We start from the raw sequence: 20,428 nt of genomic DNA, 5'->3' as shown, positions 1-20,428 counted from the left end.
CCAACGCCAACGCCGAAGCGGCAGACCAGAGCAGACGTGCTTTCCCCTTGTTCACCTGTTCCCCCCGCGCTCACGCACAGGCACGCCCCAGCACCGGCCGCCCCGGAAGACGCCGTCAACGTGAGCGAGCTGCGTTCCGCCCCTACGAACACCCCTCGAACAACAGGCCGCATAACCCCCACCAGAACGGCCTCGCAAGCATTCAAACACAGCGGGGGTGATCAGGAGTGACCTATTCAGGTGACGGGAGGACTGCCGCAGACCTACTCGGCGTAGAGCCGGCATCAGCACGGCCTGCCGCCCAGACGAGCGGCTCTGCCGAACGAGCGGTGCGACTCGGGGTGAAGAGGGCCGGCCGCGTCCGGCGGCCAAGCGGCCGTCGAAGGCGATCTCGGAGGCGTTGAGCGCGGACTTCCAGCGGGTCTTCCAGCGTTTGCCGAAGCGGGTGGCGACGGCGCGGAACTGCTCGAGCCGGTTGAAGCAGCGTTCCACCACGTTGCGCTGTCCGCGGGCCTGCCCGCCGAAGGCCGGTGGCCGGCCCCCGGCACTGCCCTTGCGCGTGCGGCACCAATGAGGAATCCGGAAAAACCGGGCCAAAAGACCCTTCTGGTCCTATTGCGACGGACCGCTGGAACTCGCGGAATACCTGTCCCTCAATGAGGTCGTCAACCCCATCGAGCGACTTCCGGTCGCTCATGACCGGACCTACCATCCGGAGACGAACGCGGGCAGGCCGTCGACCGATCGTCCCGCCGTATCCCGATGGGGAAGGTAAGCAATTCATGGACGAACCCACCACTCGCGTGCCCGCGCGCTCCCGCCGTCCAAGGTGGACGCTCATCGCCGTGGCCGCCGCCACGGCCGCGGCGCTGACCACCGGGCCGCAGTCGGCCGCCGAGCCGTTCGTCACCACCCCGTTCCCCGACCAGGACCGCCTGCCCGCCCCCGCGCTGGACCGGACCGGCTGGCGGGCCACGGCCAGCAGCGAGGACGGCGCGGGCCGGGCGGACGGCGTGCTGGACCCCGCGGGCGGGCGACACTGGACCAGCGGGGCCGACCAGCGCGGCGAGCGCTGGATCGCCATCGCCCTGCCGACGCCCCGGACCGTGTCGGCGCTGGTCTACCACCCGCTGCGGGGCGCGCAGGCGCAGCTGTTCCTGGACTACCGGATCGACGTGCGGACACCCGAGCGGGACTGGTTCCCGGTCAGCTCGGGCAGGCTCGGGCACACCGAGGAGGCCAAGACCATCGCCTTCCCCGCCACCACGGCCTCGGCGGTCCGGCTGGTCGCCACCGACACCGCCGCGCCCAGGCAGGTCTCCGCGGCCCGCCTGGACCTGCTCGGCGACCCCGGTCACCGCCCCGGCTCGGTGCCGCTGCCCCGGACCGGGTGGACCGCCACCGGGCGCAACGGGGCCCAGTCCGCCGCCGCGGTGCTCGACGACGACCCGAGGACCTTCTGGTCGGGCAGGCGCACCGCGTCCGGCGCGCCCTCGATCACCCTCGACCTCGGCCGCCCCCAGCGGGTCGACGGACTGGTCTACGCGCCGCCGCGCGACCGGTCCAAGCGCGTGCTGGGCTACGCGGTCTCCACCAGCTCCGACGGCGCGCAGTTCACCGAGGTGGCCCGCGGCACGTGGAGCGACGACGACTACCCCAAGACCGCCGTGTTCGACCGGGTGGCGCAGGCCCGCCACGTGCGGCTGACCGCCCAGCAGGGCCCCGAGGAGGTGGAGGCCGCCGAGATCACCCTCGACGGTCCCGCCGCCCCCGCCACCCACGGCGCGTGGAGCGCCCGCACCATCGGCTTGCCGCTGGTGCCCGCCGCCGCCGCGGTGCTGCCCGACGGCACGCTGCTGACCTGGTCCTCCGGCAAGCGCACGGCCATCAGCACGGACTCGCCGACGCACACCGCGCGGCTGCGCCCGGACAGCGGGGTGGTCGAACCGGAGAAGCAGGCCGAGGTCAGCCACGAGATGTTCTGCCCGGGCACCACCGCGCTGGCCGACGGCAGGCTGCTGGTCACCGGGGGCGACTCGATCACCAGCACCAGCAGCTACGACCCCGCCACCGGCCGCTGGAGCCGGGAAGCCGGGATGGCCGCGCCGCGCGGATACCCCGGCATGACCCTGCTGTCCACCGGCGAGGCGTTCGTGCTGGGCGGCTCCTGGAACTCCCACGGCGCGGGCCGGGACGGCGACCACCCCGGCGAGGTCTTCTCCCCCGCCACGGGCCGCTGGCGCACCCTGCCCGGCGTCCTCGGCTCGACCATCCACACCGCCGACGAGGGCGGGCCCTACCGCGCGGACAACCACGGCTGGTTCCACGCCGTGCGCGGCGGGCGCGTGTTCCACGCGGGCCCCGGCAACACCATGCACTGGATCGACACGGCGGGCAGCGGCACCGCCACCAGCGCCGGCACCCGCGGCACGCAGGACGCCATGCACGGCAACGCCGCCTCCTACGACGTCGGGAAGATCTTCACCGCGGGCGGCGCCCCGCACTACCGCCCGCTCGAGAACGAGATCGCCGACCCCCGCTACCTGGCGAGCAACCGGGCCCGTCTGATCGACCTGACCGGCGCGGGAGGGCCGCGGGTGACCGACGGCGGCGCCATGCGCTTCCGCCGCGCCTACGCCACCAGCGTCGTGCTGCCCGACGGCAAGGTGCTGGTCATCGGCGGGCAGCGGGTGCCGCTGGAGTTCACCGACACCGACGCGGTGCTGACCCCGGAGCTGTGGAACCCGGCCGACAACAGCTTCACCCCGCAGGCCACCATGGCCGTGCCGCGCAACTACCACAGCGTCGCCACCCTGCTGCCCGACGGCCGCGTCTTCAGCGGTGGCGGCGGGCTGTGCGGGCAGCTGCCGTGCGAGACCAACCACCCCGACGGGCAGGTGTTCAGCCCGCCCTACCTGTTCGACCGCGACGGCCGCGAGGCGCCGCGTCCCACCATCCACACCGCGCCCGCCACCGCCACCGCCGGCGGGCAGCTGACCGTGGAGGCCGACGACGGCGTGTCGTTCGTCCTGGTGCGCTACGGGCCGGTGACGCACACGGTGAACAACGACCAGCGGCGCATCCCCCTGCGCACGGTGTCGACGTCCCCGGCGACCAGGACGCGCTACACCGTGGAGATCCCGCCCGCGGGCGACGTGCTGCCGGGCAACCACATGCTGTTCGCGTTGAAGAACGGCGTCCCCAGCGTGGCGAAGATCGTCAACGTGGGCCTCTGATCCCGGGCCAGGCCAATTTTTGTCAACACTGAAACTATCGAGTCAATGGAGTAACCGAATCGGCCGAACACCTCACGACGAACGCCGCTAGCGCGCCGAGCAGGGGCGGACCACTCTCGAACGGTGGCCATCCCAACCCTGCGGAGGTAGCCATGTCCCCGAAGAGGACCCCCTTGGCGGTGGTGATCCTGCTCGCCACCGCCGTGCTCACCCCCACCGCGGCCCGCGCCGAGCCGGTCGCGCAGGCCGCCCCGGACATCCCGCTGGCCAACGTCCAGGCGCACCTGGAGCAGTTCCAGGCCATCGCCACCGCCAACGGCGGCAACCGGGCCCACGGCAGGCCCGGCTACCGGGCCTCGCTGGACTTCGTCAAGGCCAGGCTGGACGCGGCGGGCTACCGGACCACCGTGCAGCAGTTCACCGCCAGCGGCGCCACCGGCTACAACCTCATCGCCGACTGGCCCGGCGGCAACCCCGACGACGTGCTGATGCTGGGCGGGCACCTGGACAGCGTCAGCGCGGGCCCCGGCGTCAACGACAACGGCAGCGGGTCCGCGGGCATCCTGGAGGTCGCGCTGGCCGTGGCGCGGGAGGGCTTCCAGCCGCAGCGGCACCTGCGGTTCGGCTGGTGGGGCGCTGAGGAATTGAACCTGGTCGGGTCGACCTACTACGTCGAGAACCTGCCCGCCGCCGAGCGGTCCAGGATCAAGGCGTACCTGAACTTCGACATGATCGGCTCGCCCAACCCCGGCTACTTCGTCTACAGCGCCAGCGGGCAGCCCGCCGGGTCGCTGGCGCTGCAGGAGACCCTGCAGGCCGCGCTCGCCGTGCCCACCGAGCTGACCTCGGTGGGCGGCCGGTCCGACCACGCCGCGTTCGCCCGCGCGGGCATCCCGGTCGGCGGGCTGTTCACCGGCGCCGAGGTCACCAAGACCAGCGCGCAGGCGCAGAAGTGGGGCGGCACGGCGGGGGTCGCGTTCGACCGCTGCTACCACCGGTCCTGCGACACGACCGCCAACATCGACGCCACGGCGCTGGACCGCAACAGCGACGCGATCGCCCAGGCCCTGTGGACCCTGGCCGGGGCGGGCGCGACGCCGGGCCCGCGCTTCGAGAACACCACCGACGTGCCGATCCCCGACCTGTCCACCGCGGAGAGCGCGATCACGGTCTCCGGGGTGCCGGGCAACGCCCCGGCGGCGCTGGGCCTGGGGGTGGACATCACCCACACCTTCCGCGGCGACCTGGTGATCGACCTGCTCGCCCCGGACGGCAGCTCATACCGGGTCAAGGGTTCCAGCGCCGACGGCGGGGACGACCTGGTCACCACCTACACCGTGAACGCCTCGACCGAGGTCGCCAACGGCACGTGGCGGTTGCGGGTGCAGGACGTGGCGCGGCAGGACGTGGGCCGGATCAACGGCTGGTCGCTGCAGTTCTGACGTTGCGACCGTTCTGGCGGTGCGGCGGCGGGCGCGGGTGGGGGCGGCCCACCCGCGCCCGTCCGCGAGTCAGCGCAGGCTGCGCCGCCCGTAGACGTTCGCGGCGATGCCGACGCCCACGACCGCCACGACGACCTGGAGGATCAGCTCGATCCAGTCGATGCCGCCGGTGTCGCGCACCCCCAGCGCCGAGGCGATCAACGTGCCGATGAAGGCGGCGACGATGCCGACCACGATGGTCAGCCAGATCGGGATGGCCTGTCTGCCCGGCCGGAACAGGCGACCGAGCGCGCCGATGATCAGTCCCACGACGAGGGCGCCGATGATGCTGGTGACGGTCATGTCCTCTCCTCTGCTCGAACTGCGGCGTGGCATACCCGGTTCCCGCCGGGTTCACTCCTGCCGGTCATCAGTGGTCGAGACTGTCGGTGAGCTGTCGCCCATCGTGATCGCCTGCCCGGTCCGCGTCCATCCCCGGAACGGCCCACGTCCCGGTTTCCGCTGCCCCAAGGGGAACACCGCATCCGGCGCGTTGACCGGTCCTCACGCGCGGCACTAGCGTCGGCAACTGTGTGAGAGCGCTCTCACATCTCCGATGGGCGCATCCATCCGGGAGGTCTCGACGATGAAGTCGTCCCTGGTCCTCGTCAGCGCGGTCGCCACCCTGCTCGCCACCGCGCCCCCTGCGACAGCACAATCCCCCACGGGCACCACGCCGTCCGCCAGCACCACGCCGTCCGCCGCCGCGACGGTGTGCAACCGCTACTGCGACGCGCGCGACCCGGCGCTGGCCCCGGCCGACCGGGACGGCGGCTCGGCCACCCTGTTCGGCCGCCGCATCTCGTTGCGCTTCAACGACACCGACGCCATGGGCTGGGCCACCATCGGCAGCGGCCTCCCCGGTGACGAGGTCTGGCTCGACCGCTCCTTCGACGGCGGCCGGAGCTGGGCCTCCGGTGCCCGGCTGGGCAACACCGCCATCCCCTCGGGCGCCGCGGGATGGCGCACCATGATGTACAACGTCGACGACTGGGCCAACCGGGGCGTGGGAGCGCTGCGCGCCTGCGGCAGAGCCGGGAACCGCCCGGACATCGCCTGCACCGCGTGGGCGCGCACCACCTGGAACGCCTACGACCGGCGCACCGCCGCGGCGACCGCGCTGATGCAGTTCTACGACAACGGCACCGGCCTGTTCACCACCAGCGGCTGGTGGAACTCGGCGAACGCGCTCACCGCGATCATCGACAACATCCGCGTCTCGGGCATGGCCAGTTACCGGTACGCCATCGCCAACACCTACGACCGCAACGTCAACGCCGCGATGGGCCACTTCCGCAACGACTACCTCGACGACACCGGGTGGTGGGGGCTGGCCTGGGTGGCCGCCTACGACCTGACCCGCGACAGCAGGTACCTGTCCACCGCCCGCCACGCCGCCGACCACATGCACGCCCACTGGGACGGCGTGTGCGGCGGCGGGGTCTGGTGGCGCACCGCCCACGACTACAAGAACGCCATCACCAACGCCCTCTACATCCAGCTCAACGCCGCGCTGCACAACAGGATCAGCGGCGACACCGCTTACCTCCAGCGGGCGCGGGCGGGCTGGTCCTGGTACAGCGGCACGGGGATGATCAACAGCGCCAACCTGGTCAACGACGGCATCTCCCTGGACACCTGCCGCAACAACGGTTCCCAGGTGTGGAGCTACAACCAGGGCGTCGTCCTGGCCGCGCTGGTGGAGCTGAACCGGGCCACCGGTGACGCGGCGCTGCTGACCAGGGCCCGCCAGCTCGCCGCCGCGTCGACCACGGCGCAGGCGCTGCACGCCAACGGCGTGCTGCGGGAGCCCTGCGAGCCCGCCAACTGCGAGCCGGACGGCCCGTCGTTCAAGGGGATCTACGCGCGCTCGCTCGGCCTGCTCAACCGGGAGCTGTCCGACCGGCCCTACACCGCCTACCTGACCCGGCAGGCCAACACCGCGCATGCGGCGAACCGCACCGCGCTGGACACCTACGGGCTGCGCTGGGCCGGTCCGTTCGACCGGGCGGACGCGGCGCGGCAGCACAGTGCGCTGGACCTGATGAACGCGGCCTGAGCCGGGTTCCGCCCCGACAGCGGCATCACCCCGGTCACCGCCGGTCGAGCAGGTCCCGGAGGTGGGCCGCGCCGTCGCGGAGGTTGGCCGGTGTGCCGGGGCGGTGCGCCCGTGCGAGGGTGGCGCGCAGGATCGACTCGGTGCGCCCCGAGCCGACTTCCAGGACGTAGGGCGCCAGGCGGGGCACGACTTCCTCCGCCTGGCGCCAGTCCGCGCAGTCGACCAGGCTCTCGAAGAGGTAGCCGGTCCGGCTGTAGAAGGCGCGGACCCGGTGCTTCGGGGTCGCCGCCAGCGCGTCGTGGAAGATCTCCGCCGCCTTGCCGTGGTTGCCCGCTTCCGCGTTGATCCTCGCTTCGAACCACGCGAACTGCCTGTCGTCCACCCAGTACGCCCACGTCGGATCACCGTCGCGGGTGCCGTCGAGATACCGGGACCTCGCCCTGCCGAACGCGCGGGCCGCCTCCCGCCGCCGCCCCTGCTGCGCCAGCGCGTGGGCGCCGCGCGCCAGGAAGAGGGCTTCCAGGCGCGGGGACAGCCCACCCGAGCCGAGCACCGAGTCCACGATGTGCAGCGCCTCGTCGGGCCGGTTCACGTACTCGGCCTGCATCGACATGTTCTGCAGCGTCAGCAGCTCCACGCCGCGGTCCCCCGCCCAGCGCAGGTAGTGCAGCGCTTCCAGGTTGATCCGCCGGGCCGCGTCCTGCCGATCGGCGTCGTAGAGCAGCCATCCCGCGATCTCGGCCAGTTCCCCCACCGCCGAGTGGAGGTCGCGCCTCAGGCGTGGCGGACACGGACTGGTGCCGACCCGCCGGTGTGCGGCTCGGAACAAGCGCACCGCCTGAACGGACGCCTCGTTCCCGCCGAACTGGACGTCGATGTCCAGCAGTCGCCTCATCTGCTGTCGAAGGGAAGCGATGTAGTCGTCATCGACGGGCTCGCGGGGGCTCGGACCACGACCGTCGCCCACGCCCATGTCCAGCATCGGCGGGATCTGCCGTTCACACCACGGTGCCGAACGGCAGATCCCGGCGTGTGCGGGTCAGGGCTTCCCAGCGCACCCGCAGTTCGTGTTCAGCTCGTCGGGCTTCCAGATCGCGGTACGCCGTGAGGAGTTTTCCCAGTTCGCGGTGTTCGACGATCGCGTCCGTGCGACGTGCCATGAGGGCCCCTTGGTGGTCCAGCCGGGTGTCCGCGCCTCGGCTCAGGGTAGCCGGCCTCCCCAAACGGGTGACTTGCCTCGACGTGGAACTTTCGTGGAGCGGATTTCCCACGTGGGACGCACGGATTTGGGTGGTGGCCGCGCGACGACAGAACCAGAGCACGTTCCGCACCGCCCGGAGAACACCATGACCGCCTCGCCCCGCCACCGCAGGCAGCACACCGCCCCGCTCGTGCCCTACGTGACGGCGTGGTCGGCCGAGGAGGGCGACAGCCCCGGCGTGATCGCACTGCCCGGCAACCGGGGCATCGGCTACCGCGAGGAGACACCCCTGGACCGCGACCGGCCCCGTCATCACCACCTTCGGAGACCCGCTGCTGCCCTGGGTCCTCGCCGCCCACCTGGTCCGCGAACTGCGCGCGGTCGCCTCATCCGTCGGTTGACCCCGCCGTGGACGACTCCCGGTCCAGCGCCGCCATCACGGCGTCACCGTGATCGTGGCCCCACTCCCCCAGCGCGCCGATCGGCCCCAGCAGACTCGCGCCCAGGCCGGTCAGCGCGTAGTCGACCCGGCCCGGCCGGGAGCGCCGCGCCACCAGGCCGTGCTCCTCCAAGCGGCGCAACGTCTCGGTGAGCACCTTCTGCCGGATGCCGCCGATGTGCCTGCGCAGGTCGGCGTGGCGGCGGGGGCCGTCGCGCAACGCCCACAGCACGACCGGGTTCCACGTGTTGGCCAGCAGGTCGAAGGCCAGCCGCGCCCGGCAGTCGGCCAGGTACTCCACTGTCCACCTCCGCGCGGGCACCGAACGGTGCCCATCGGGCTCCCTAGCGTCGTGCCCAGCCAACCACGAGGAGGAACGGGTGCGGATCGGTGTGCTGGGCGCGGGCTCGATGGCGGGGGCGCTGGGCGGCAAGTGGGTCGCCGCCGGGCACGAGGTGCTGGTGGGCGCGCGTGTCGCGGAGCGGGCCGCGGTGTGCGCGGACCGGATCGGCGCGCGGGCCGGATCGCTGGGCGACGCGTTGTCGTTCGGCGAGGCGGTGCTGCTGGCGGTGCCCGCAGGCGTGGCGGCGGACTGCCTCGGCGACGCGGCGGGGAAGATCGTGGTGGACTGCACGAACTCGGTGGTGCAGGGCCGTTTCGTGCTCGACGAGCCCGCGCAGGCGCTGCGCCTCGCGGGCACCGGCGCGCGGGTGGTGAAGGCGTTCAACCTCTGCCACGTCGACGTGTGGCGCAGGCCGTCGCCGGTGGTGTTCGGGGACAGGCCGCTGGCGGTGCCGCTGTGCGGGGACGACCCCGAGGCGGTGGCGCTGGTCGGGCGGCTGGTGCGCGACGCCGGTGGCGTGCCGGTCGACGGCGGGCCGCTGGAGCGCGCGGCGCTGCTGGAGGCGACAGCGGCGTTCGCGATTGGCATGTGGGTCAAGGGGGTAGACGTCCGGGCGGCGTTCACCCCGCTAGAGGCCGCGTCGGGATAAGCCGTTGCGCCCCCGGCTAATGTAACAGCACTGTTGCATCCAGTTTGAGGGGGACGCCGTGCTGTACCCGGAGATCGAGCCGTACGACTACGGAATGCTCGACGTGGGCGACGGGCACCACGTGTACTGGGAGGTGTGCGGCAACCCCGACGGCAAGCCCGCCGTGGTGCTGCACGGCGGGCCCGGCGCGGGGTGCACGCCCAACTCCCGCCGCTACTTCGACCCCGCCGCCTACCGGGTGGTGCTGCTGGACCAGCGCGGCTGCGGGCGCAGCACCCCGCACGCGGGCGCGCCGGTGGTCGACCTGTCGGCCAACACCACCGATCACCTGATCGGCGATCTGGAACTGCTGCGCGAGCGGCTGGGCGTCGACCGGTGGCTGCTGTTCGGGGCGTCGTGGGGCGCGGTCCTCGGTCTGGTCTACGCCGAGCGGTTCCCGCACCGGGTGTCGGAGATCGTGCTGGCGGGGGTGGCCACCGGCAGGCAGGTGGAGGTCGACCTGCTCACCCGAGGTCTGGGGCACGTGTTCCCGCAGGCGTGGGCGCGGTTCCGCGACGGCGTGCCCGCGCACCGGCGCGACGGCGACCTGGCCGCGGCCTACCTGGAGCTGCTGCTCGACCCCGATCCGGCGGTGCACCGCGAGGCGGCCGACGACTGGTGCACCTGGGAGGACGCCATGCTGCCCCAGACCCCCAACGGCCTGATGAGCGACTACTCGCCCGAGTACCGCCTGGCTTTCGCCCGGTTGGTGACCCACTACTGGGCGCACGGCTCGTGGCTGGCCGACGGCGTGGTGCTGGCCCAGGCGCACAAGCTCGCGGATATTCCGGGCGTGGTGGTGCAGGGCGAGTTGGACCTGGGCAACCTGGTCGGCACGCCGTGGCTGCTGGAGCGGGTGTGGCCGGAGGGCGAGCTGGTGCTGATCCGCGAGATCGCGCACGGCGGTGGTCCCGGCATGACCGAGGCCAGGGTGGCCGCGACGGACCGGTTCCGGCCGTGACGACCTTTGATCGATCGGTGTCGAACGAATGGCGTTCCAGCACGACTCGGGCGGGTGCGACTCGGCGAAGGCGAGTGAGGACGTCGCCGAGCTGAGGGTCCACTTCGGACAGAAAATCCGAGCGGGGACGGGGAGTCCCGGTGACCGAGAACACCTCGGGTGGGACTCCCGCGACACCGGGGCTCCACTGCCGTCCTGGCGGGCCAGGGATGCTCGTCGCCGGTCACGAGCGCGAGCCGCCCGGCGTCGCGGGTGCGACACCGCCTGAAGCCGGAGCGACTAGGATTCAGGGTGACGCCCCACTTCCCGGAGGTGCCCGTGGCTCCCGGCCGCCCGAAGCGCGCGGACGCCCAGCGCAACTACGACCGCATCCTGGCGGCGGCCAGGACCACGGTCGCCGAGCACGGGGCCGATGCGTCGCTGGAGGAGATCGCGCGGCGCGCCGAAGTCGGCTCCGCCACGCTGCACCGGCACTTCGCCTCCCGCTGGGACCTGCTGGAGGCGCTGTTCCACGACGAGGTGGAGCGGCTGTGCGCGCGGGTCGACGAGTTCGCCGACCTGGCCGACCCGGCCGACGCGCTGACCGGGTGGCTGCGCGCGGTGGGCACTTTCATCGCCTCCACCAAGGGGCTGGCCGCCGCGCTGACCCGCGGCGGCACGGAGGAGTTCCCGCAGTCCTCCCTCTGCACGCGGATGATCCACGAGGCGGGCGAGCCGCTGCTGGCGCGCGCGAAGGCCGCCGGGGCCGTGGACCGCGAGGTGTCCATGACCGAGTTGATCGCCCTGGTCACCGCCATCGGTCAGGGGACGGAGAACAGCGCGGCCTCGGCCGAGCGGCTGCTCCACTTGGCGCTCAACGGCGTTCGACCGAGGTAGGTTGTTAAACGAGGTGCCCCTCCGCTACGGTGGCGACAAGAAACGGGGGGCCACCCCGTTTAAGTTCCGCGCGAGGAGATCCCATGTCCCAGACCGATCCGGTCCTCGTCACCGGCGCCACCGGCACGCAGGGCGGAGCCGTCGCGCGCGCCCTGCTCGCCCAGGGCTCGGCGGTGCGCGCGCTGGTGCGCGATCCGGCCGCCGCGCGGGCCAAGGCGCTGGAAGCGCTGGGCGCCGACCTGGTGGCGGGTGACCTGGACGACTCCGCGTCCCTGGTGGCCGCCGCGACCGGCGCGCGGGCGGTGTTCTCGGTGCAGACCCACGGCGTCGACGACCCGGACCGCGAGGTCAGGCACGGTCGCAACCTCGTGGAAGCGGCGAAGGCGGCGGGCGTGCCGCAGTTCGTCCACACCTCGGTCTACGGCGCGGGGGCGCACCGCGCCACCCCCGGCTGGGGTGAGGGCAAGTGGGACGAGCACTACTGGGAGAGCAAGGCCCACACCCAGGACCTGGTGCGGCAAGCCGGGTTCCGGCACTGGACGCTGCTCAAGCCCGCCGCGTTCATGGAGAGCCTGACGGGGTGGACTCCCCTGTTCGGCCAGTGGTGGGAAGGCGGCTTCGTCACCGCGATGCGGGAGGACACGCTGATCCCGCTGGTGGCGGTGAACGACATCGGCACCGCCGCCGCGGGGGCCTTCGCCGAACCCGAGCGGTTCCACGGCGTCGAGCTGGACCTGGCCGGGGACCTGCTGACCGTCGGCGGGATCGCGGCGACCCTGTCGCGGGCGCTGGGCCGCGAGATCCCGGTGCTGCCCCCGGACGGCCTCGACCCCGCGATCGTGACCTTGCACGAGTGGATGAACGTGGTGGACACCCCGGTGCGGCCGGAGCACGCGCACGCGCTCGGGCTGCCCACCACCGACTTCGCCACCTGGGCCGCGCGGGACCTGCGCATGCCGCAGGCGTGATTCACCCGGCGGCGTGGAACTGGCGCAGCAGGGCCGATTCCTCCTCGTCCAGCTCGACGTCCAGCCCCCGCAGCACCTCGTCCAGCTCGTCCACGCCGACCGGGCGCTGCTCCACGCGCCCGTCGGCGTGCTCGACCAGCAGCTGCCGCCCGATGAGCTTGCGGCTCACGCCCTCCGCCAGCCGCATGACCACCAGCCGTCCGGTGAACGGCGAGCGCGGGTGGGTCGAGGTGTAGTGGTGGAACACCTCGTAGTCGATCGGCCTCGCCGCGCGCGTGTCCGTGCTGTGCAGCCGCTCCCAGCCGCCGTCCACGCGCTTCTGCAGCGTCCACAGGTCGTCCTCGCGGACGACGCGGTGCAGCCACCCCGCCTGGTCCACCTCCGCGCCGTGCACCAGCGGCATCGGGTGCATGATCTCCGCGCCGAAACCGACGTCCACCAGGTGCTGCGCGCCTTCGGCCTCGACGACCAGCAGCATGTGCGTGTTCGGGCCGGGGTGGTCCGGCTGCACCCGCGCGTAGCTGCGCCGCACCCGGTAGCCCAACCGCTCCAGCACCGCGGCGAACAGCGTCGCGTGCTCGTAGCAGTAGCCGCCGCGCTTGCGGCCGACCAGCTTGTCGAACACCACCGGCAGCGCGATGCCCCGGTGGCGGCCCAGCACGACGTCCACGTTCTCGAACGGGATGGCGCGCACATGCGCGGCGTGCAGCGACTTCAACGCCGCGGTGGACGGCTGCTCCGGCCGCGCGTGGCCGATGCGGTCGAGGTAGCGGTCCACGTCGATGACGTCGATGTCCCACTCGGTCTTCTGCTCAACGGCGATCCCCATGCGCCTACTGTGGAACATCGACCTCACTGGAGGTCAAGCGCAGTCCCAGTTCCGCCCGCAGGGCCAGCGCGCGCTCGGCGTGCCGAGCGCCTTCCCCGGCGCGCCCCAGTTCGCGCAGCGCCGCCGCCATGCCTTCGTGCGCCAGCACCTCCTCCAGCCGGTAGCCGGTGCGCTGGGCGTGGTCGAGGGCCTTGCCGTAGTGCTCCAGCGCCGCTTCGGGGCCGTCCAGGCGGTGCACGGCCGACGCCAGGCCGTTGAGCACCTGCACCTGGATGGTGCGGATCGAGCCCCCGCTGGCCATCTCGGCCGCCCGGTGGTGCATCCGCATGGCGAGTTCCGCGCGTCCCTGACGCCGGTGCAGGTCGCCCAGACCGCTCAGCACCACCGCGCCGAGACCCGGATCGCCCAGCTCCTCCGCGATGCCCCCCGCCTGGCCCAGCAGGGCCAGCGCTTCCTCGTGCCGCCCGCGCTCGGCTTGCGCTCCTCCCAGGTTGGCCAGCGCGATGCCCTCGCTGTGCCGGTAGCCGCCGCGCCTGGCGGCGGCCAGCGCCCGCTCGTAGTGGGGCAGTGCCGCGTCGGCGCCCTCCCGCTGGTGCCAGTGGATGCCCAGCGCCGTCGCGGCCATGTTCTCCAGCGCGAGGTCGCCGGTGGCCGCGGCGATCTCCAGAGCGCGCTCGTAGTGGCCCAGGACCTCGGCGAACCTGCCGATCCTGCTCAGCGCCGTCCCCAGGTGGCACAGGACGTACCCGTCCTGGCCGCCGGTCGCGGCGAACGCCGCGAGGTGCAGGGCGAGCGCGTCGTGGTAGTGGGCGATGGAGTCCAGGTAGCGGGCCAGCGCCCTGGACAGGTGCACCGCGTGGCGCGGCGCCGAGCGGCCGACCAGCGCCAGCAGGTTCGCGCGCTCGGCGATCAGCCACTCCTTGCTCTCCCGGTAGGTGGGGAAGACCACCTCGGGGCCAGCCCGCACGGGCACGGGCGGGCGGCGGTGCGGCTCCCCCGGCGCGAACCGGTCCGCCGCCAACGAGGCGACGTGGCAGAAGTGGTCGGCCAGCCGCTCCAGCGCGGCCGGGCCGTCCTCGCCCGCCAGCTCACCCGCGTGCAACCGGACCAGGTCGTGCATCCGGTAGCGGCCGGGGGCGTGCTGGTGCACCAGGTGCGCCTCCTCCAGCTCGCGCAGCGCCTGCCGGGCGGCGGGCAGCGGCACGTCCGCCAGCGCGGCGGCCCCGGCGGTGCCCACGTCGGGGCCGGGGACCAGGCCCAGCAGCCCGAACAGCCGCGCCGCGCCCTGCCCGAGCACCCGCACCGAGGCGGAGAACACCGCGCGCAACGTGGTCGGCAGCTCGCCGGTGTCCAGCGCGTCGAGCCTGGCCGACGCGTCGGCCAGCTCCTCGGCCAGCGCGGCCAGCGGGAGGTCCGGCCGCGTCCTGACGCGGGCCGCGAGGACGCCCAGCGCCAGCGGCATCCCGGCGCAGTGCCGCAGCAGCTCGGCGGCGGCCGAGGGCTCGGCGGCCACCCTGGCGGCCCCGAGGTGCCCGGCCAGCACCTCCGCGGCCTGCTCGTCGGACAGCAGACCCACCTCCACCGGGGTGGCGTCGTGGCCCGCGACCAGCGCGGTGAGCAGGCGGCGGCTGGTGACCAGCACCGCGCTGGTGGTGCCGCCGGGCAGCAGCGGCACCACCTGCGCGGTGTCGCGGGCGTTGTCCAGCACCACCAGCAGCCGCCGGTCGGCGGTCAGCCCCCGGTACAGGCCCACCTGCGCGGACGGCTCGGCGGGCACGTCCGGCGCGGGCACGCCCAGCGCGTCGAGGAAGCCGCGCACCACCGCGTCCGGGGCCAGCGGCTCGGCCACCGGGTCGAAGCCGCGCAGGTCCACGTGCAGCTGTCCGTCGGGGAACCGGTCGCGGCGCCGGTGCGCCCAGCGCAGCGCCAGCCACGTCTTGCCCATGCCCCCGCCACCGGTCAGCACGGCGATCCCGGTGCGCCCGCCCGCGCCGAGCAGCCCGTCCAGCGCGGCCAGCTCGTGCTCCCGGCCGGTGAACGAGCCCGGTGGCGCGGGCAGCTGGCGCGGTACCCGCCCGCCGCCCGCGTCCCGCTCGGGGTGCGGGGCGTCGCCGGGGTCGTTCGCGGTGAGGATGCGCTGGTGCAGCTCACGCAGTCGAGGGCCGGGCTCCGCGCCGAGCTGCTCGACCAGCGCCCGCCGGATGCGCTGGTAGTGCGCCAGCGCGTCGGCGGGGCGGCCCGCCCGGTGCAGCGCCAGCATCAGCTGCCCGGCCACCTGCTCGTCCAGCGGGTGCGCGGCGGCGCGGGCGGGCAGCTCGGCCAGCAGGGCGGCGTGCCTGCCCAGCCGCAGCGCCAGGTCGACGCGCTGGTTGTCGGCGGCGGCCCGCTCCAGCTCCAGCGCCTGCCGCGCCGCTTGCGCCCAGAGCGCGTCCAGCCCGCCCAGCGCCTCACCGCCCCACAGCGCCAGCGCGTCCTCCACCAGCGCCAGCGCGCGGCCGTCGTCGCGCTGCTGCCTGGCCTGCGCCACCAGGGAGCGGAAGCGGTGCAGGTCGACCGAGCCGGGTGGGACGTCGAGCACGTAGCCGCCGTCCCGCCGGGTGATCGTCGCCCCGGTGCCCGCCAGCACCCCGCGCAGCCGGGACACGTAGGTGCGCAGCACCGACCGCGCCCGCAGCGGCGGCCGCTCGCCCCACACCCGCTCCAGCAGCCGGTCGGCGGACACCGCCCGGTTCGCGTCCACCAGCAGCGCCGCCAGCACGCAGCGCTGCCGCGCGTGCCCCAGCTCCAGCCGCCTGTCGCCCACGCGCGCCTCGACCCCGTCCAGAACGCGGAACCCGACCCCCACGACGCTCTCCCCCACTCGTTCCTCCCGGCGCTGAGCAGCGGGTTCAACGTTTGCAGGGCCCCCGCTCAACACCCCGCTCCCACCCTCGGTGACGCGGCGGCCCGGAACCAGGGGGGTCGGGCCGCCGCGCAGCCGACGCCGAAGGGGGCCTGATGCACCACTGGGACGCTTGGACCATCATCCGGCAGCGCAGGGCGGAAGCCGAGCGCGCCGCCGACGACCACCGCCTGCTGCGGCGCTCCCGCGAGGCCGCCGACGTCGAGCGGGACCGGCCCGACGGGACGGCGGGGCATTCCCCGCCCCGGTCGGCGCACCACCGGGAACGGTGAATCCCGATATTTGCTCATTCCGGTTCCTCCGCGCGGACCGGCACCGCTGCCGTGACGGGCGGTCGCCGGTCCGGCCGCCCGTGACCGCAGATCGCGTAGTACGCGAGAGGTGTTTCGTCGACCATTCCACACGAATACGACTTTCGACTACTCAGCACCGCCAAAACACCCCCCTATGGGGTGATCTGACCAGGCCATTACGGTGAACGACCTGGTGGATCCGCAGGCAGATACGACTACGAAGGAGTTCAGGACCACCTATCAGTGGGGACGGAAGGATTACACCGCTCACCGCGCTCGAACTACCGCTCACCGAAATGAGACGCGGTGGACGAGACGGCCGCCGCGCCGTCGGGCATGCTCCGGGAGAACTCGACCCGTGCCGAAAAGAAAACGTGATCTCCCCCCACCAGCAGGCACAGCAACGTGAATAATTATCGGAGGAACCTCCGTTGAGTGCAGAGCTGCCCACACCCCCGCGGCCGGTGCGCGCCGACGCGCGGTCGGGTGACTCCGCCCCGCGAGGGCGGCGGGTGTCCGGCCGCCCCCTCCCCGCCGTCCCGCCGCAGCACCGCCCGCCCGAGGGGCGCCCGCTCGACGCCGAGCACCCGCTGCTGCCCGAGCTGGAGCACAGACTGGCCGTCGCCCTGGGCGGCGACGACCGGTTCGGGCCGCTGGCCACGTGCTGGCCGAGCCCGGCGGCCGCCCACGCCGCGGTGACGAAGTCCTTCTACACCAACAACGTGGGCGGCCTCGGCCCGCTGCGCCCCGCCCCCGGCCCGGACATCGCCTGCATCACCGGGCGCTTCGCGCGGATCGTCCCCGCCATGCGGGTCAGCGAACTGCGCGACAGCCGCCTGATGCCCTGCGCCGACGAGCACGGCCAGCGGCTGCTGACCGGGCCGATCCCCCTGGACCGCTGGATCGTGTTCGAGACCGAGGTCGACGGCCGCGCCTACCGCCTGCACCAGGGCCAGTGGTACGAGGTCGAGCGGTGCCGCCGCGCGGCGGGCGCGGTCCGCTACGCCCAGCCCGGCATCGGGTAGGCCGCCACCAGCTCGCCGACCTCGGCCGCGATCCGGTCCAGCGCCGCCTCGTCGTCCTCGCCCGCCGCCCGCACCGCCCGGTCGATCCACTCCGCGACCAGCGGCATCTGCGCCACGCCCAGCCCGCGGGTGGTGATCGCGGCGGTGCCCAGGCGCACGCCGGACGGGTCGAACGGCTTGCGCCCGTCGAACGGCACGGTGTTGTAGTTCAGCTCGATGCCCGCCCGGTCCAGCGCCTTCGCCGCGGGCTTGCCCGCGATGCCGCGGCCGGTCAGGTCCACCAGGATCAGGTGGTTGTCCGTGCCGCCGGAGACCAGGTCGAAGCCGCGCTCGACCAGCGCCTCGGCCAGCGCGCGGGCGTTGGCCACCACGGCGTGGGCGTAGTCGCGGAACGCGGGGGTGGCGGCCTCGCCCAGCGCGACCGCGATGGCCGCGGTGGTGTGGTTGTGCGGCCCGCCCTGCAGTCCGGGGAACACCGCCCTGTCCACGGCCTTGGCGTGCTCGGCGTCGGTGAGGATCATCGCGCCGCGCGGACCGCGCAGGGTCTTGTGCGTGGTGGTGGTGACGACCTGGGCGTGGCCGACCGGCGAGGGGTGCGCGCCGCCCGCCACCAGACCGGCGATGTGCGCGATGTCGGCCACCAGCACCGCGCCGACCTCGCGGGCGATCTCGGCGAAGGCGGGGAAGTCGATGGTGCGCGGCACGGCGGTGCCGCCGCAGAAGACCACCTTGGGCCGCTCGCGCCGGGCCAGGTCGCGCACCTGGTCCAGGTCGACCCGGCCGGTGTCCCGGCGCACGCCGTACCCCACGCCGCGGAACCACTTGCCGGTGGCCGAGACGCCCCAGCCGTGGGTCAGGTGGCCGCCCATCGGCAGCGCCATCCCCAGCACGGTGTCGCCGGGGTCGAGGAAGGCGAGGTAGACCGCGAGGTTGGCGGGGGAGCCGGAGTAGGGCTGGACGTTGGCGTGCGCGACGCCGAACAGCGCCTTGGCCCGCTGCACCGCCAGCGTCTCGATCGGGTCCACCAGCTGCTGGCCCTCGTAGTACCGGCGGCCGGGGTAGCCCTCGGAGTACTTGTTGGTCAGCACCGAGCCGGTGGCCTCCAGCACGGCGGTGGAGGCGTAGTTCTCCGAGGCGATCAGCCTCAGCTTGCCGAACTGGCGGCCCGCTTCGGCCTGGACCAGCGCGGCGACCTCGGGGTCGGTGGCGGTCAGCGACGGGATGGCGGGATCGTGCACGACAACCTCCGGGCGCGCGGCAGCGCCGCCGTCGCACCCAGGCGCGCGGTGCGATCCGGCCTCCGCTCCCCGGTGGTCGCTCCCACCTTCGGCACGCCAGTCGCGAGTGCGGCCATGCTACCCGCCCCGCGCGCCCCGGCCCCACGACGCGAGTGGCGCTGCCCGGTCGTCACCGGGCAGCGCCACCGGTCACCGCGCGGGCCTCACCCGCGCTCCTCCGCGAGCAGGGCGTCCACCGCCGCGATCCACTCCTCGCCCGCCAGCACGGCGCCGTACCGGCAGAGCCTGCTCAGGACCGTGTCCCCAGTGACGATGTCCCCAGTGCGCTCGTGCTCATCGGTGAGCTCGGCGGGGCCGGTGCGCTCCGCGGCGGTCGTCGGAGTGGTCGTCGGGGCGGTCATCGCTCCACTTCCCTCAGACGCCGAGGATGGACTGCGTCTGGAGCGCGGCCTGCACGCCGGACTCCATCGCCCCGTCCACGTAGCCGCTCCAGCCGCTGGCGATGTCGCTGCCCGCGAAGGCGATGCGGCCCTGCGGCTTCTGGATGGCCGACAGCAGCTCGGTGAGCTGCCGGGGCCTGCGGAAGGACCAGCCGCCCAGCGCGTAGGGGTCCGAGCCCCAGTTCGCGCCCTTGAGGGCCAGCACCTGGGCGTCGGGCACGAGCGCCCGGATCGCGTTCTGCACCGCCGTGGTGTTGCTGACGTCCAGGTTCGGGTCGACGCTGAAGCCGATCATCAGGTAGCCCTGGGAGGTCTGCTTGTAGGGCACCATGACGTTGACCGAGTAGGACTCCGGCGCGTTGACGTAGGTGTTGCCCAGGCTGGAGCGCAGGTGCACCCAGAACTTGCGGGCCGTGCCGACGCCGATGGTCTCCTGCGAGGCCCGCAGCCGCAGCGAGGACAGGGCGGGCGTGAAGGAGATGGTGCGCCACACGTTGACCGGCACCGCCATCACGCACGCCCGCGCGGTGTAGGTCGTCCCGGACTTCGTGCGCACCGACACCTGCGAGCCGGAGTCGTTCACCGCGGTGACCGGGCTGTTCAGCTTCACGTCCGGCGCGTCGCGCGAGAGCATCTTGTTGAGCAGGCCCGCCATGCCGGTGCTGGGCCGGTAGGTGTTGATGCCGTGGTAGGTCGCGGCGTCGTAGTTGCACAGCGCCCACCAGTGCAGGAAGTCGGTCATCGCGCCGCGGGTGGACAGCCCGCTGATCGGGCCGACGCCCGCGTCCAGCCAGCGCTTCTCCCGCGTGGTCAGCGACAGCGCGTTGATCCGGTCGCGCACGGTGAGCTGGTCGGCCTGGGCCAGCGCGGTCGGGTTGGACAGCGGGCTGTAGGGCTGCGGGAACAGCGCCCGCGCCTGCTCGCTGAACCGGGCCAGCAGCTCGCCCTGACCGCCGAAGGCCTCCTCCACCGAGAAGTACCCCATGCCCGTGTCGGTCGGGAACAGCGCCCGCCCCGGCGCGGAGTCGGCGACGATGGAGATGCCCTGGTTCTGGGTCTCGGCCCACACGTTGGTCTGCAGCGGGTCGATCCAGGTGGCGCCCATCTCGACCTGCTCGCCCTCGAAGGTCGAGGTCCAGGCGCGGCCGCCGACCCGGTCGCGGGCCTCCAGCAGCAGCACGGCCAGCCCCTTGCGGCGCAGCTGGCGCGCGGCGGTGACGCCCGCGAACCCGCCGCCGACCACGATCACGTCGTAGTCGGCCTGCGCGGTGGGCCCGCCCTGCGCGGCGGCGGCCAGCGCGGGCGGGAGGGCCGCGCCCGCCGCGGTCGCCAGGGCGCCCGCCGCCATCCCCTTGAGGAGCCGGCGCCGGGAGACCCCGGCGCCCGTCCCTGATCTGTCGAACATCGGCTGCGGTTTCCGTTTCTCGTGCGGTGGTTCGGTGCGTGGTT

The 20,428-nt window shown here is 73.4% G+C and carries 18 protein-coding genes and 1 riboswitch; of the genes, 9 read left to right on the top strand and 9 right to left on the bottom strand.

Annotation, left to right across the window (positions count from 1 at the left end):
• Positions 1–782: 782 nt before the first annotated feature.
• Positions 783–3,236, top strand: a complete 2,454-nt coding sequence (locus IEZ00_RS21065; protein WP_189225016.1) for a galactose oxidase family protein — start codon at positions 783–785, stop codon at positions 3,234–3,236.
• A gap of 152 nt (positions 3,237–3,388) precedes the next feature.
• Positions 3,389–4,678 carry a M20/M25/M40 family metallo-hydrolase gene (locus tag IEZ00_RS21060; RefSeq protein WP_189225015.1) on the top strand — a complete coding sequence of 430 codons (1,290 nt, stop codon included), beginning with the start codon at positions 3,389–3,391 and terminating at the stop codon, positions 4,676–4,678.
• 69 nt (positions 4,679–4,747) lie between these two features.
• Here the strand turns inward: IEZ00_RS21060 and IEZ00_RS21055 are convergent, their stop codons facing one another.
• Positions 4,748–5,020, bottom strand: coding sequence for a GlsB/YeaQ/YmgE family stress response membrane protein (locus tag IEZ00_RS21055; protein WP_189225014.1), 273 nt, complete (start codon positions 5,018–5,020; stop codon positions 4,748–4,750).
• 283 nt (positions 5,021–5,303) lie between these two features.
• On the opposite strand from IEZ00_RS21055, the gene IEZ00_RS21050 reads away from it, so the two are divergent.
• The gene (locus IEZ00_RS21050; protein ID WP_189225013.1) at positions 5,304–6,776 is read left to right on the top strand and encodes a glycoside hydrolase family 76 protein; all 1,473 of its coding nucleotides are present in this window, start codon (positions 5,304–5,306) and stop codon (positions 6,774–6,776) included.
• Between the two features lie 34 nt (positions 6,777–6,810).
• Here the strand turns inward: IEZ00_RS21050 and IEZ00_RS21045 are convergent, their stop codons facing one another.
• From IEZ00_RS21045 to IEZ00_RS21035, 3 genes are all read right to left on the bottom strand, one after another.
• Positions 6,811–7,749 (bottom strand): NsdA family TPR-like regulatory protein, encoded by a 939-nt coding sequence (locus IEZ00_RS21045; protein ID WP_506347069.1) that lies wholly within the window; start codon positions 7,747–7,749, stop codon positions 6,811–6,813.
• A 25-nt stretch (positions 7,750–7,774) separates the two neighbouring features.
• Entirely contained in the window at positions 7,775–7,936 is a 162-nt protein-coding gene (locus tag IEZ00_RS21040; protein ID WP_189225011.1) for a hypothetical protein, read from the bottom strand.
• Positions 7,937–8,363: 427 nt separating this feature from the next.
• On the bottom strand, positions 8,364–8,717 hold the full coding sequence (locus IEZ00_RS21035; protein ID WP_189225010.1) for a winged helix-turn-helix transcriptional regulator: 354 nt from the start codon (positions 8,715–8,717) through the stop codon (positions 8,364–8,366).
• Between the two features lie 79 nt (positions 8,718–8,796).
• Here IEZ00_RS21035 and IEZ00_RS21030 point away from each other — a divergent pair, with 79 nt between their 5' ends.
• The 4 genes from IEZ00_RS21030 (at position 8,797) to IEZ00_RS21015 (ending at position 12,252) form a co-directional block, all read left to right on the top strand.
• On the top strand, positions 8,797–9,408 hold the full coding sequence (locus IEZ00_RS21030) for an NADPH-dependent F420 reductase (RefSeq protein ID WP_189225009.1): 612 nt from the start codon (positions 8,797–8,799) through the stop codon (positions 9,406–9,408).
• 58 nt (positions 9,409–9,466) lie between these two features.
• On the top strand, positions 9,467–10,408 hold the full coding sequence (gene pip / locus IEZ00_RS21025; protein WP_189225008.1) for a prolyl aminopeptidase: 942 nt from the start codon (positions 9,467–9,469) through the stop codon (positions 10,406–10,408).
• Positions 10,409–10,699: 291 nt separating this feature from the next.
• A complete protein-coding gene (locus IEZ00_RS21020) occupies positions 10,700–11,284 on the top strand; it encodes a TetR/AcrR family transcriptional regulator (protein WP_229795958.1) in 585 nt (194 codons plus the stop codon).
• 83 nt (positions 11,285–11,367) lie between these two features.
• Positions 11,368–12,252 carry an NmrA/HSCARG family protein gene (locus tag IEZ00_RS21015; protein WP_189225007.1) on the top strand — a complete coding sequence of 295 codons (885 nt, stop codon included), beginning with the start codon at positions 11,368–11,370 and terminating at the stop codon, positions 12,250–12,252.
• A gap of 1 nt (position 12,253) precedes the next feature.
• Here the strand turns inward: IEZ00_RS21015 and IEZ00_RS21010 are convergent, their stop codons facing one another.
• Both IEZ00_RS21010 and IEZ00_RS21005 read right to left on the bottom strand, forming a co-directional pair.
• Entirely contained in the window at positions 12,254–13,081 is an 828-nt protein-coding gene (locus IEZ00_RS21010) for an arylamine N-acetyltransferase family protein (protein WP_189225006.1), read from the bottom strand.
• Between the two features lie 4 nt (positions 13,082–13,085).
• Positions 13,086–15,941: an AfsR/SARP family transcriptional regulator gene (locus IEZ00_RS21005; protein WP_189225005.1), complete on the bottom strand. Its 2,856-nt coding sequence runs from the start codon at positions 15,939–15,941 to the stop codon at positions 13,086–13,088.
• Positions 15,942–16,078: 137 nt separating this feature from the next.
• Here IEZ00_RS21005 and IEZ00_RS21000 point away from each other — a divergent pair, with 137 nt between their 5' ends.
• Together IEZ00_RS21000 and IEZ00_RS20995 are read left to right on the top strand one after the other, a co-directional pair.
• Positions 16,079–16,255 carry a hypothetical protein gene (locus IEZ00_RS21000; RefSeq protein WP_189225004.1) on the top strand — a complete coding sequence of 59 codons (177 nt, stop codon included), beginning with the start codon at positions 16,079–16,081 and terminating at the stop codon, positions 16,253–16,255.
• Between the two features lie 452 nt (positions 16,256–16,707).
• Positions 16,708–17,301, top strand: coding sequence for a TIGR04141 family sporadically distributed protein (locus IEZ00_RS20995; protein ID WP_189225003.1), 594 nt, complete (start codon positions 16,708–16,710; stop codon positions 17,299–17,301).
• Here the strand turns inward: IEZ00_RS20995 and glyA are convergent.
• The 3 genes from glyA to IEZ00_RS20980 all read right to left on the bottom strand — a co-directional run bounded on the left by glyA (position 17,277) and on the right by IEZ00_RS20980 (position 20,384).
• Positions 17,277–18,539 carry a serine hydroxymethyltransferase gene (gene glyA / locus IEZ00_RS20990; protein WP_189225002.1) on the bottom strand — a complete coding sequence of 421 codons (1,263 nt, stop codon included), beginning with the start codon at positions 18,537–18,539 and terminating at the stop codon, positions 17,277–17,279. The two genes, IEZ00_RS20995 and glyA, sit on opposite strands and share 25 nt — an antisense overlap.
• A 28-nt stretch (positions 18,540–18,567) precedes the next feature.
• A riboswitch (ZMP/ZTP riboswitch) is annotated at positions 18,568–18,653 on the bottom strand.
• Positions 18,654–18,742: 89 nt separating this feature from the next.
• Entirely contained in the window at positions 18,743–18,940 is a 198-nt protein-coding gene (locus IEZ00_RS20985) for a hypothetical protein (protein WP_189225001.1), read from the bottom strand.
• Positions 18,941–18,953: 13 nt separating this feature from the next.
• Positions 18,954–20,384: a flavin monoamine oxidase family protein gene (locus IEZ00_RS20980; RefSeq protein WP_189225000.1), complete on the bottom strand. Its 1,431-nt coding sequence runs from the start codon at positions 20,382–20,384 to the stop codon at positions 18,954–18,956.
• Positions 20,385–20,428: the final 44 nt, after the last annotated feature.

The organism is Saccharothrix coeruleofusca (assembly GCF_014648515.1).
Taxonomy (GTDB): Bacteria; Actinomycetota; Actinomycetes; order Mycobacteriales; family Pseudonocardiaceae; genus Actinosynnema; species Actinosynnema coeruleofuscum.
The sequence above is the reverse complement of the archived record's forward strand: the minus strand, read 5'-3'. Positions and strand labels throughout refer to the sequence as shown.